General features: G+C 30.7%; 12 protein-coding genes and 1 tRNA gene. 11 read left to right on the top strand and 2 right to left on the bottom strand.

The window, feature by feature from the left end; all coding sequences use genetic code 11:
* The first annotated feature begins 4 nt into the window (after positions 1-4).
* A tRNA-Sec gene (locus tag RSD37_RS04975) sits at positions 5-101 on the top strand.
* A 121-nt stretch (positions 102-222) separates the two neighbouring features.
* Here the strand turns inward: RSD37_RS04975 and RSD37_RS04970 are convergent.
* Positions 223-1,284 carry a hypothetical protein gene (locus RSD37_RS04970; RefSeq protein ID WP_346945602.1) on the bottom strand — a complete coding sequence of 354 codons (1,062 nt, stop codon included), beginning with the start codon at positions 1,282-1,284 and terminating at the stop codon, positions 223-225.
* Positions 1,285-1,510: 226 nt separating this feature from the next.
* On the opposite strand from RSD37_RS04970, the gene RSD37_RS04965 reads away from it, so the two are divergent.
* Entirely contained in the window at positions 1,511-3,307 is a 1,797-nt protein-coding gene (locus tag RSD37_RS04965; RefSeq protein WP_346945601.1) for a ComEC/Rec2 family competence protein, read from the top strand.
* Between the two features lie 45 nt (positions 3,308-3,352).
* A complete protein-coding gene (gene holA / locus RSD37_RS04960; protein ID WP_346945600.1) occupies positions 3,353-4,378 on the top strand; it encodes a DNA polymerase III subunit delta in 1,026 nt (341 codons plus the stop codon).
* An 89-nt stretch (positions 4,379-4,467) separates the two neighbouring features.
* Here the strand turns inward: holA and rpsT are convergent, their stop codons facing one another.
* Positions 4,468-4,734, bottom strand: a complete 267-nt coding sequence (rpsT, locus tag RSD37_RS04955) for a 30S ribosomal protein S20 (RefSeq protein ID WP_346945599.1) — start codon at positions 4,732-4,734, stop codon at positions 4,468-4,470.
* 383 nt (positions 4,735-5,117) lie between these two features.
* On the opposite strand from rpsT, the gene gpr reads away from it, so the two are divergent.
* The 8 genes from gpr to RSD37_RS04915 form a co-directional block, all read left to right on the top strand.
* Positions 5,118-6,092, top strand: a complete 975-nt coding sequence (gpr, locus tag RSD37_RS04950) for a GPR endopeptidase (protein ID WP_346945802.1) — start codon at positions 5,118-5,120, stop codon at positions 6,090-6,092.
* Positions 6,093-6,196: 104 nt separating this feature from the next.
* Positions 6,197-7,225, top strand: a complete 1,029-nt coding sequence (locus RSD37_RS04945; RefSeq protein WP_346945598.1) for a stage II sporulation protein P — start codon at positions 6,197-6,199, stop codon at positions 7,223-7,225.
* A gap of 277 nt (positions 7,226-7,502) precedes the next feature.
* Positions 7,503-7,778, top strand: a complete 276-nt coding sequence (locus tag RSD37_RS04940) for a hypothetical protein (protein ID WP_346945597.1) — start codon at positions 7,503-7,505, stop codon at positions 7,776-7,778.
* A 227-nt stretch (positions 7,779-8,005) separates the two neighbouring features.
* Positions 8,006-9,811, top strand: a complete 1,806-nt coding sequence (lepA, locus tag RSD37_RS04935; RefSeq protein WP_346945596.1) for a translation elongation factor 4 — start codon at positions 8,006-8,008, stop codon at positions 9,809-9,811.
* A 14-nt stretch (positions 9,812-9,825) separates the two neighbouring features.
* A complete protein-coding gene (gene hemW, locus RSD37_RS04930; RefSeq protein WP_346945595.1) occupies positions 9,826-10,953 on the top strand; it encodes a radical SAM family heme chaperone HemW in 1,128 nt (375 codons plus the stop codon).
* Between the two features lie 107 nt (positions 10,954-11,060).
* Positions 11,061-12,092, top strand: coding sequence for a heat-inducible transcriptional repressor HrcA (hrcA, locus tag RSD37_RS04925; RefSeq protein WP_346945801.1), 1,032 nt, complete (start codon positions 11,061-11,063; stop codon positions 12,090-12,092).
* Positions 12,093-12,165: 73 nt separating this feature from the next.
* On the top strand, positions 12,166-12,795 hold the full coding sequence (grpE, locus tag RSD37_RS04920) for a nucleotide exchange factor GrpE (RefSeq protein WP_346945594.1): 630 nt from the start codon (positions 12,166-12,168) through the stop codon (positions 12,793-12,795).
* 90 nt (positions 12,796-12,885) lie between these two features.
* Positions 12,886-13,198: Hsp70 family protein (locus RSD37_RS04915; RefSeq protein WP_346945593.1), on the top strand; the 313-nt coding region annotated here is incomplete at its 3' end.

Genomic DNA, 13,198 nt, shown 5'->3' with positions numbered 1-13,198 from the left:
ATATGGGAGTAGATAGGTGCTGGTGTGCCTGCCGGTCTTCAAAACCGAGTTGCCGTGCTAAGACCACGACGGGTGAGTTCGATTCTCACATATTCCCGCCAAATAAATTATATCAAGGGGTTTGACTATACTAGTTGCTAGTATGGTCAAACTTTTTTTGTATAAGGAAAAAGGAACCAATGGTTCCTATAAGTTGCTAAAAATATTTATATAAATAATAATTTAATAAAGATTATTTAATACCCTATAACCAGTAGTAGTATATGTTTTCCCATTTACATTAAAATCAATAACAATCTTTATATTTTCTCCTTTTGGCACCTCACTTCCATTAGCAGTCAGTTGCACAAACTCTGATGAAGTCTTACCGCTGTATTTAACAGTTCTTCCTACTAGATAAAATGTGATGTCATAGTTTATGTCGTAGCCGAACCCCATTTGAACTACATCAAAGGCGATTCCAAAAGGTTGTGGGTTAACGCCAGCAAATCTTAGACTCATTATTCGCCCAAGATTTGGATCAGCACCTCCATTGAGAGTGATAGACAAGTCATTATTAGATTTAACTATATCACCCTCACTTGAATCATTTGTACTACCCGTAGTTTCTACAGTTGTACTATCCGTAAATTCGACATTTGTACTACCCGTAGTTTCTACAGTGTTTTGTGCGACAAGGTTTGCTTTCTCGGTAGCAATTTTATCTTCTTCCGCCTTTTTAGCATCTTCAGCTATCTGTTGGATTATATTATTGTATTCATCTTTAAGATCTTGCGCATCTTTATTGCTATTATCAAACTTTAGAATCGTGTCCAAATAAGCAATAGCTTTATCATAGTTTTTGTTAGTGGCTTCATCTTTTGCATTATCTAAGTTTTCTTTAATATAGTTGTCACTACACTCTTTTATTTTATTTTGAGAGTCACTATACCTCTTCACATCTGTATTTTTAACTGTTTTAAAAGCATCTATTGCTTCCAAATAATTTTTTTCATTTGCTAATGCTATAGCTGAATCAAATACTGCTTTTGAATCTTTAAGTTCTTTTGCTAAATTCACCTTATTTTCAATCAGTTCTTTCTTCTTAGGCTTATATTTAAGAGAACCATTGAAAGCATTTATTGCTTCTTCAAAATTTTCATTGTTTAATTGATGGACTCCACTATTATACAATTTGTTAAAGTTGTAGTTAGTGTATCCGTATACAGTCAAAGGTACTGCAATTACAATAACAATGAGTAGAATTAAAATAACTATTTTTTTTGACATAACTAATCTTTTCAAGATAACTCATTCCCCCTTGCAGTATACTAATTCTATGTGTACTGTAAAATTCCTTCATATTTTACTTTATCTTTATAAGTAGTAGACAAATAAAAAGGCTATTATTGGATGGGCATAATTGTTCTAAAATTACAAGAATGATAAATAAATATTATATATTTAAAGTAATTACAATTAAAATGAATTACAATATTATACCATGGCTATAATATTACCAGGTGATGTTATGGATAGACCAATGGTTCAGTTATACCTAGGAGTACTCTTTGGGGCAATGCTGTATTTTATTTATAGTTATATGGGAATTGTGCCAGCTCTAGGATTGATTTTAATATATATAATTCTATTGAAAAAAGATTTTAAACCCTATTTGACCTTAGTGACAATAGGTTTTTTGTTGTTGTCATTTTTAAATTGTTATCTATACTTTAATGGGTCACAGCCTTCAAATTATTTGGAGTGTAGAGTTGTAGAGGCGAGAAAAGGATATTATATTGGAAGCTATAATAATAAAAGAATAAATATTTTTATAGAAGATGGGGAAGTCGAATTAGGAAGAAAATATATTTTAAAGGGTGAATTTAATAGTAATATTAATTACGAGAAGGGGATTATAGGTGATTACACTGTTTCAGAGTATAAGCCATTAAAGAGGGATTTAATTTATAAGGGATATGAGCTAAAAGATAATTTATATGAGAAGCTCCTAGAAGCTACAGATGAGGAAGGAGCTGCAATAATACTAGCAGTTAGTGCTGGAGATTCTAGTTATATTGACTATGATAAAAGAGAAGAATTTAATATCCTAGGAATATCTCACATAATAAGTGTATCAGGACTTCATGTTTCAATAATTTATCAAGTGCTTCAGGGAGTAATAGGATATAAGATATCTCTTATAGTTTTATTTTTCTATGTAATTTTTACAGGTGGAAAACCATCTACAATTAGAGCTTTTATAATGATAGCTTTACTTGTGCTAAGTACAAAGGTGAGAAAGAAGTATGAAGGGATTTCAGCCTTGGCATTTGCAGCCTTTGTTTTACTTATTGTAAATCCATATTATATATTAGATATAGGATATTCTCTTAGCTTTTTATCGGTTCTGGGCATATTTACAGTGAATAAAAAGGTTAGAAGATGGATTTATAAGTTACCCGATATTATAGCTGGGTCAGTGAGTTTAACTGTTAGTTCATTGCTATTTACAATGCCTTATATAATCTTAAGATTTAAGTCAGTAAGTCTTGGTGGTATTGTTTCTAATATATTACTAATACCTTTCTATACATTTTTAGTAGTCCTAGGAAATGTATTGCTTGTATTTATGAATATTCCAGTAATGTTTAATTTTATAGCAACTATGTTAAATCCAATATTACTAATAATAAGAACTATAGAGGAAATGCTAATGAGCATAATACCCATGCCTTTTTCATTCACATATATAGAAGGGGTTATGATACTAGTTTTATATTTAAGCTACTTACTTATAAGAAAGGGTGTGAATTCACTTAAGTATCTTCCTATAGCTTTAATGATATTGGTAATAAAGGAGCAGTATATAATTTTTCCAGAGATAAATTTTATAGCTGGTAAGAATGTTGACATTGTACATATTAATTATAAAGATAGGAACATAATGGTAAGTTCTGAGAAGGTAAAGTTAAAATATGTATATGAAGATTATGGAGATGTGGATAGAATATATGATGAATTTGAGGAGAAAATTAATATAAAGCTAAATAAAAATCAATCTGTAGATGTAGAAGTTAATAATGGTTCAATGGTTGTTAATCTTAACTATAAAGACAAAAGTACAAAGATTTTTAGGGATAAAAACAGCAGTAGTGAGGATTATAATAAAGATAGCTCTATATGTTGCAGTGTTAATGAATATTCTTCAAGGTATAAAAATTATGATATAATAAAAATTAGAAAAAAAGATACCATTAAATTAGGTCATTATTATGAAACCTATAAGATTATTAATGGGAAAGTGTATCATAACTATATTCATTAATATATGAGAATAAGTAATGGGTATCTAAGAGTGGAGGAAAACAGGGTGATAACTTTAGAACAATTCGAAAAAGATCTTAAACAAGATAAGTTAAAGAATTTTTATATATTTTGTGGTTCAGATGAAGGACTTATAAAAACTACCATTAAAAGAATAAAAGATTTAAAAATAGATGAGAATTTTTTAGATTTTAATTATAACAGGATTGAGGGAGATAAACTCAATATAGATTCTTTAATAAATAATTGTGAAACTATACCATTTATGAGTGAAAATAGAATGGTTGAAATATATAGAGCAAACTTTTTAAGGGATAGTAAAAAAGAAGATAAAGGCAAGGGGATAGAAGAGTTAAGAGACTATGTAAAGACTATACCACCTTATACCATATTAGTAATGTACTATGTCTTTGAAGATGATAGGGAGAAACTTAGTAGTAAAGTGAAAAAACTACAAAATGTCTGTGAGATAGTAAAAATAGACAAGTTAAAAGGTATGGGATTTCAAGGTAAGGTTAAATCTTTATTTGAAGAAAAGGGAAAGAATATAGGAAAAAGTGAGCTTGGATACTTTTGTTCAATAATTGAAAATAATATGAGTATAGTTAATAATGAAATAGAAAAGTTGATTTTATATACAGGGGATAAGGAAATAACTAAAGAGGATATAATGAAGATGGCACCTTATGAAAAGGAAAGTGATATATTTAATTTAGTGTCTTATCTGTCAGAGAGAAATATAAAAAATGCTATAGACACCTTAAATCAGCTAATTTATAGGGGAGAAAAGCCACCTAAGATATTAGCCATGATAGAGCGTCAATTCAAACTTCTATTTTCAATAAGAGTGAAAGTAGGAAATGGTATAAAAAAAGAAGCTATAGTTAAGGAATATAACCTAAATCCTTATATTGCAGATAAAATGATAATTCAAAGCAAAAAGTTTTCGGAAAATGCTTTAAGAAAAAATCTACAGCTATGCCTTGATACAGAGGTTGAGATAAAGAGTAAATCTGTAGATAATAAGAATGCCATTGAAATGCTCATGGTAAGAACTATGATGAATAGGTAGAAGGGATTTAAAAAAAACTCCGCCTCACGTATGTTAGGTGGAGTAAGTGCAAAAAAACAAATAACCGGTGAATTTCACCGGTTTATTTATTAAGCAGATAATCCGTTTAACTTAACTGCTAATCTAGATTTCTTCTTAGCTGCTTTGTTTTTATGTATTATCCCTTTAGAAGCAGCCATGTCAAGTGCTTTAACTACAGATTTGAAGTTTTCTTGTGCTAAAGTAGCATCGTTAGAAGCTATAGCAGTTTCAAATTTCTTTATAGTTGTTTTTAGAGAAGACTTTATCATAGTGTTTCTCATTGTCTTAGCTTGAGTAACTTTAATTCTTTTTTTAGCTGACTTAATGTTTGCCATTATTAATTCACCCCCTTGTAATTTTATCATATCTCAAAAGCAGCTTTGGGGAAGTCTGCTTACGAGTTTCATATAACAAAAGCTATTATAACATTAAATTATATGTACTTCAAGTAGAATTTACCTATAACATTAACATTGTTGCTAAGGAAATAGGTTTTAATAATGAATGTTTATTGTTATTGAGTTTATAGTATTAACTTAGTTATACATTACAATTATGAAACAATGAAAGTATATGAAAAAAAATTTGGGAAAAGATAAATATATAAAATTATCAATATATTAATATTATAATAAAATCCTATAAATGAGGTGTAATAATGGTAGATAAAAAAAGAAAGTTTCATCATAAATGTAAGGAAAAAGAAACAGAAGAAATAGTGTATAGTGTGAGAACAGATTTAGCATTAGAAGCTAGGGAGATTTATAGTGAGGGTAACGAGGGCGAAATTTCTGGAATCGAATCCGAGGAGTATATAGACAATAACGTAAGAGTATCTTGGGTGAGGATATTAAGTGAAAGTGGAGCAGAAATCATAGGAAAACCTAAGGGGGAATATGTAACCCTTGAATTCCCAGAGCTTGTTTACTACGATGGGCAAAGAATAATTGATGTTAGTGAAGTCATGGCCAAGGAACTAACTAAACTTGTGGACTTACAGGAGGATATGACAGCTTTAGTTGTAGGGTTAGGTAACTGGAACATAACCCCAGATGCAGTAGGTCCTAAAGTAGTATCTAAGATAATGGTTAGCAGACATTTAAAGGAATATGTGCCAGATGATATCGATGAAGGTGTTAGACCAGTTTGCGCAATAGCTCCAGGAGTATTAGGGCTTACTGGGATGGAAACAAGTGAGATTATAAAAGGTATAGTAGATAGGGTAAAACCAAGTTTAGTAATATGTATAGATGCTCTTGCCTCTAGAAGAACTCAAAGAGTTAATAGAACAATTCAAATAGGTAACACTGGCATATCACCAGGAGCTGGAATTGGAAATAGAAGATTGGAACTCAGTGAAAAAACCTTAGGAGTTCCTGTAATAGCTATAGGGATACCAACAGTAGTAGATGCAGGAACAATTGCTAATGACACTATTGACCTAGTACTAGAAAATTTAATTAAGTCATCTACAAAGGGAAGTGCATTTTATAGCATGCTAAAGGACGTAGATAAAGATGAAAAACAAGCTTTAATTAGAGAAGTTTTAGATCCATCCTTAGGAGGTCTGGTAGTAACCCCTAAAGATATTGATAAGGTAATAGATAGTGTGTCTAAGATTATTGCAAACGGTATAAATATATCACTTCAACCAGCTCTTACATTAGATGATATAAATACATACCTAAATTAATCTTTTGTACATTGAAGAAGATGTAATAAATTAAATATACCCCTCATATAAATAAGTTAAATTAAATAATTATACTTATGGAAATTTTAACAGGAGGGGATAAATTGAAAAACAAAAGGACGACAAATTTTGGTAAGCACTATGCAAGAAGTATACTCACCATTGTGGCAATAACCATGGTAATATCAATATTATTTTCTACACCAACGGTGGCAGAAGATAATGAAATCTATAAAGATGCTACAAGGAGAAGTTTTTTTATGGACCTTATAGGTAATAATGTTAGTGCACTAAAAGCTCCTACGAATAGTGATGATACTAGTTTTATAGGGAATTTTACATTGAATCCTTTGGATATAGTAAAAAAAGAACTAAGTTTTCTAGATGAAAAAAATCTTAAGGATGAAGATGATATAGCAAAAGTCAAAGAGCATGCTGACATAGCTAAAAATATTGTTATAAATCCATTTCAATTAAAGGATACGGATATAAATAAGTTTGAAGAAGGGGTAGACGTAGTTGGTAATCCTGAGGATAATTCTAAAAAGAAGATATTAATATATCATACTCATACTAATGAAGCATATGCAGAAGGAAATGATGGTTTATCTACTACTGTAGCAGCAGTGGGAGATGTTCTTACTTCTGAACTAGAAACGTTAGGCTTTACAGTTGTCCATGATAAAACAATACATGATAAGGCTGATTATAATAGAGCTTATCATGCTTCTAGAGAAACTATAAGTAAAAATATAAGTAGTTATGGAGAGTTTGATTTAATAATAGACCTTCATAGAGATGGTGGTCCTAAAAAGGAAGATATTACTGGAAACATAAATGGAGAGGATGTTGCTAGACTTGTTTTAGTAACAACAATGCAGGACCCTAAATATCCTCAGCATATAAATAATGTTAAATCCATAGTTGATATAGCAAATAATCTTTATCCTGGATTATATAGAGAGAGAGGCATTATAGCTTATGACCATGGAGGTATTTTATTTTATAACCAGGATTTAAGTGACAATGCAATACTCATGGAGGTTGGAGCAGATGTAAATGAATTACAGGAGGCTAAAAACTCTATGAAATATATGAGTAAAGTATTTGCTCAGTATTTAAACAGTAAATAAATCATAGATTTAAAAGGGGTAAAAGGAAACTCCTTCTCACATGCCTTCGAATGAGTAAGTTCGCCTAGCTAAATCATAGATTTAAAAGGGTTAAAAGGAAACTCCTTCTCACATGCGTTCAAATGAGTAAGTTCGCCTAGCTAAATCATAGATTTAGAGGCTCACTTATGAATAAAAATAAACAAAGAAGTACATCATTAATGTGAGGTACTTCTTTGTTTATTTTACTTTGGGTCAGTGGAAGTTACTCAATTAAACAATGAGAAAGGGGAAGCGTATGATAGATTCAAGATCTATAAGTAAAGGTATAGCTGAAATTGTAGTTGTTATTTCATTAATATTTATGATATATGGTATATTAAAAGTTAACCTAACATTACCAAAGGTTACAAGAGAAAGTTCAAGTTTTCATGTTACCTATAGCGAGGAACCAATAAAACTCACCTTGAATGTAGGAGAATTTAATATAATTTTTAATGGTGATGCATTTGAGGGATTTGTAAGAGGTACATCGGTAATAGGTGATTCTATCAAAGAGTTAGTAAAACCCTAGTAGAATATAATAATATAACAATATTGACAATCAGCCTTAATATTGTGGTATAATTTATTTTGATTTATTTATACAATGGATAATAATAAAAAATAACTTCAATTAATAAAAATAGAGATTAAATAATTTAGGAATATAAAATAAACTAGGTGTTAAAATTTCTAAAAGAATTGAGTTAATTTAAAAATTAGTGAATAATTAATATATAAATTTACGGGGGTAATTTGATGCAAACTAACAGACAAAAACACATAAGAAACTTTTCTATAGTAGCACACATAGACCATGGTAAGTCAACCTTGGCAGATAGACTACTTGAAAAGACTGGTACCTTAACTGCTAGAGAGATGGAAGCACAAGTATTAGACAATATGGAACTTGAAAAAGAAAGAGGAATTACAATTAAGGCTCAAGCTGCAAGATTAATACATAAAACTGAAGATGGAGAAGAATATATACTAAACCTTATAGACACTCCAGGGCATGTAGACTTTAATTATGAGGTATCAAGAAGCTTAGCTGCTTGTGAGGGTGCAATACTAGTTGTAGATGCAACGCAAGGAATACAAGCACAAACTCTTGCTAACTGCTATTTAGCTTTAGATCATGATTTAGAAATTGCTCCAGTTATAAATAAAATAGATCTTCAGAGTGCAAGACCAGAGGAAGTTAAAAAAGAAATCGAGGATGTTATTGGAATTCCAGCACATGATGCACCATTAATATCTGCAAAAACTGGATTAAACATAGAAGATGTAATTAAGTCAGTTATAGAAAAGGTTCCAGCACCAGAGGGAGACGAAGAAGCTCCACTAAAAGCTTTGATATTTGACTCTTATTACGATACATATAAAGGTGTAGTAACCTATATAAGAGTATTTGATGGTGTTGTAAAGCCAGGAACTAAAATAAAGCTTATGAACACTAAGAAAATCTATGATGTAACAGAAGTAGGAGTATTCACGCCAGGTCCTTTAAAGGTTGCAGAGCTTAGAGCAGGAGACGTTGGATATCTAAGCGCAGCAATTAGAAATGTTAAAGATGCTAGAGCAGGAGATACAATTACAGAAGCAAACAGACCAGCAGAGGTAGCTTTAGAGGGCTATAGACCTGCTGTACCAATGGTGTTCAGTGGTATATACCCAATTGATGGAGCTAAATATGAAAACTTAAAAGAAGCTTTAGAAAAGCTACAATTAAATGATGCTGCACTATCATTTGAACCAGAAACATCTATAGCTTTAGGATTTGGATTTAGATGTGGATTCCTAGGATTACTTCATATGGAGATAATCCAAGAGAGAATAGAGAGAGAATTTAACCTAGACATTATAACTACAGCGCCATCAGTTATATATAAGGTAATGAAAAATGATGGAGAACTTTTAGAGATTACAAACCCAACAAATCTTCCAGACCCAACAGAAATTTCATATATGGAAGAGCCTGAAGTAAAGGCATCAATAATTGCACCATCAGATTATGTTGGAACAGTTATGGAATTATGCCAAGAAAAAAGAGGAAGCTTCATAGATATGCAGTATATCGAAGAAACAAGAGTTGTAATTAATTACGATATTCCTTTAAATGAGATAGTTTATGACTTCTTTGATGCTTTAAAATCAAGAACTAGAGGATATGCATCCTTTGACTATGAACTTAAAGGATATAAGAGAACTCAACTTGTTAAACTAGACATACTACTTAATGGAGATATAGTTGATGCACTATCTATGATAGTACCAGCAGATAGAGCATACCATAGAGGTAGATCTATGGTAGAGAAACTTAAAGAGATAATTCCAAGACAGATGTTTGAAATTCCAATTCAAGCTGCTATAGGAGCTAAGATAATAGCTAGAGAAACTGTAAAAGCTATGAGAAAAGATGTACTTGCTAAATGTTATGGTGGAGATATATCAAGAAAGAAAAAACTTCTTGAGAAGCAAAAAGAAGGTAAGAAGAGAATGAGACAGGTTGGAAGTGTTGAAGTTCCACAAGAAGCATTTATGGCAGTATTAAAAGTAGATTAATAGGGAGAAATTAAATGAAAACAGTAGGATTATACATTCATATTCCATTTTGTAAGATGAAGTGTCATTACTGTGATTTTCCTTCCTTTAGTGGTAAAGAGGACTTGATGGTTGAATATGCAAAAGCCTTAAGTGAAGAAATAGAGATTTCATGCCACGGAAAATTTATAAGCACAATATTTGTAGGTGGGGGAACTCCCACCTATTTGTGTTTGAAAGGTTGGAAAATTATAGCAGAAACCCTTGGTAAATTAAATATAGTAAAGGACGGATTTGAATTCACTATAGAAGGAAATCCAAAGACGTTTAATGAAGAACAACTAAATATATTCAAAGCTATGGGTGTAAATAGAATATCCATGGGACTTCAGGCTGTTCAAACGTGTCATCTTCAGTCCTTAGGAAGAATTCATTCTTTAGAAGATTTTAAGAATAGTTACAATATGTTAAGACGAGGGGGATTTGAAAATATTAATGTGGATTTAATGTTTGGACTTCCAAACCAAACATTATCACAGTGGATGGAAACCTTGAAAGAGGTTGTAGAGTTAAATCCAGAGCATATATCCTGTTATAGCTTAATTATTGAGGAAGGAACTAAATTCTTTGATTTATATGAAAAAGATAAGTTGATTCTGCCAAGTGAAGATATGGAAAGAGATATGTATGGGGGCTCCATAAAATTTTTAAAAGAACATGGATATGATCAATATGAAATATCAAACTTTGCAAAAAATGGATTAGCCTGTAAACATAATAAAATTTATTGGAATTTAGAAAATTATATAGGATGTGGTTCATCATCCCATAGCTATATTGATGGAATTAGGTATAAAAATGAAGAAAACATAGAATCCTATATCTTGCAGATGAAAAATAAAAAAACAGCAATAGTTGAGGAATATAGAAATCTAGAAAAAGATGAAATTGAAGAGTTTATTTTCTTAGGACTTAGAAAAATTCAAGGAATAAATTTAGATATATTTAAGGAACGTTTTAAAATTTCTATATTTGATAAGTATGATAAAGTTATAGAAAAGTATATAACATTGAAGATGCTTAAGGTTGATGGCAATAGATTATTTCTTACAGCCAGAGGAATAGAACTTAGCAATCAGGTTATGGCAGAATTCATTTTGTAAATAATTTGTGAAGGGTATTGACAAGAAATCTGATAAGTGATATTTTTAAAATATAGTCATTAGCACTCGTAAGTAGTGAGTGCTAACAAAGAGGTGATGATATGGAGATGGATGAAAGAAAGATAAAAATCTTGCAGGTAATCATAGACGATTATATAACCTACGGAGAGCCTATAGGTTCAAGAACCATATCTAAAAAGTATGACTTAGGAATAAGTTCAGCCACCATCAGAAATGAAATGGCAGATCTTGAAGAAATGGGTTTCTTGGAACAGCTACATTCATCTTCTGGAAGACGTCCTTCAGACAAGGGATATAGACTTTATGTAGATAGGCTTATGATACCTACAATACTTACAGAAGAAGAAAATAAGACAATAATACATGATTTAAAAGGTATATCACTTAGTGAAGTAGACAGTATAGTTAAAGGAGCAATTGATATTCTTTCAAATCTGACTATGTTAACCTCAGTAGTTAAAATGGCATCAGTTAAAAAGTCTAGTATAAAGTTTATAAAGTTACTAGCAATAGAAAAATATATAATATTATCTACAATTATAACGGATAATGGTAACATAAAAAACAATACAATTAGAGTAACAAATCCAGTAGATGATAGTAAATTGATAAATGTAAATAATGCTTTAAATAGACTACTTGTAGGAATTAGCATAGAACAAATAACTTTAGAGTTTCTTGTGAATTTAAAAAATGAACTAAGGGGATATGAAGAAATATTTGATAGTATAATTCCGGTACTTCATGAGACTTTAGTTTTAGGAGATTCTAGCGAGATTTATACAAAAGGTGCTACCAATATATTTAACTATCCTGAATATAACAATATTGACAAGGCTAAAGCTTTTTTAGGGCTTGTTAATAATGAGGAAAACTTAAATGAAATCTTAAGCAAAGGAAGTAAGGAACCTATATATATAAGTATTGGTCAAGAAAACTTTGTAGAATGTGCTAAGGAATGTAGTATAATAACTGCTAGCTATAGCTGTAATGGTCACATTATGGGAACTATAGGAGTTATAGGGCCAACGAGAATTCATTATGACAAAGTTGTGGCTGTTCTTGATACTGTGGTTAAAGAAATAGATAAAAATATTTCTAAAATATATCATCCTTAAACAAAAGCTTTTTGGGTAGAAGTTATCTGCCATAAAATTAATAATATAATCATATAGATTGGAGGAGAGTGCATTGCAAAATAATATGGAAGAAAGTATTGAAACAAATAATAAGTCAGTTGAAAGTAATGCGGAAGAAATACTAGAAAATGAATCTTTTGAAACCACTCAGTGTGAGTGTGATGAAATACCTTGTGAAGATTCGTCAAATAATGTAGACGAGGAAGAGGAAAAAGAAGATGAGATGAAGATGTTTAAAAATCGCAAAGCTGAAAATAAAGAGCTGAAAGAAGAAATTGATTCTTTGAAAGATAAATTATTAAGAACAGTAGCAGAGTATGACAATTTCAGAAAAAGAACTATTAAAGAAAAAGAAAATATATATACAGAAGCATGTACAGATGTTTTAAAGGAAATGTTACCTGTTTTAGATAATTTGCAAAGAGCAATTTCTGTTGATGGTAATGCAGAGGATTTAAAAAAGGGTATTGAGATGACTGTTAACCAATTCTGTGGATCTCTAGAAAAATTAGGGGTTGAGGAAATCCCATCAGAAGGAGACTTTGATCCTAATTTCCATAACGCAGTAATGCATGTGGAAGATGAAAATATAGGTAAAAACCAAGTAGTAGAGGTATTCCAAAGTGGATACAAAAAAGGAAATAAAGTGTTAAGACACAGTATGGTAAAAGTAGCAAATTAAAATTATTTAATAATATAAATAGTGTGGCTTAATATATTAAGTTATATAAATACAGATAAAAAAATATTTGATTATTAGGAGGAAAATATAATGGCAAAAATAATAGGAATCGATTTAGGAACAACAAATTCATGTGTATCAGTTATGGAGGGTGGAGATCCAGTTATAATACCAAACTCAGAAGGTGCTAGAACTACTCCATCAGTAGTATCTTTCCTTGCAGACGGTGAAAGACTTGTTGGTCAAGTTGCAAAAAGACAAGCAATCACAAACCCAGATAAAACTATAATGTCTATTAAAAGAGAAATGGGAACAAACCATAAAGTAAATATAGATGAAAAACAATACACTCCACAAGAAATATCAGCAATGGTACTTCAAAAATTAAAAGCTGATGCAGAAG

The sequence above is a fragment of the Clostridium sp. genome, from assembly GCF_036646415.1.
In the GTDB taxonomy this organism is placed as follows: Bacteria; Bacillota; Clostridia; order Clostridiales; family Clostridiaceae; genus Clostridium_J.
The sequence above is the reverse complement of the archived record's forward strand: the minus strand, read 5'-3'. Positions and strand labels throughout refer to the sequence as shown.

Bases quoted from the DNA above. Each gene is read 5' to 3' on its own strand.
- hemW (WP_346945595.1), top strand. From the start codon at position 9,826: ATGAAAACAGTAGGATTATACATTCATATTCCATTTTGTAAGATGAAG.
- rpsT (WP_346945599.1), bottom strand. From the start codon at position 4,734: ATGGCAAACATTAAGTCAGCTAAAAAAAGAATTAAAGTTACTCAAGCT.
- RSD37_RS04965 (WP_346945601.1), top strand. From the start codon at position 1,511: ATGGATAGACCAATGGTTCAGTTATACCTAGGAGTACTCTTTGGGGCA.
- lepA (WP_346945596.1), top strand. From the start codon at position 8,006: ATGCAAACTAACAGACAAAAACACATAAGAAACTTTTCTATAGTAGCA.
- hrcA (WP_346945801.1), top strand. From the start codon at position 11,061: ATGGATGAAAGAAAGATAAAAATCTTGCAGGTAATCATAGACGATTAT.
- RSD37_RS04940 (WP_346945597.1), top strand. From the start codon at position 7,503: ATGATAGATTCAAGATCTATAAGTAAAGGTATAGCTGAAATTGTAGTT.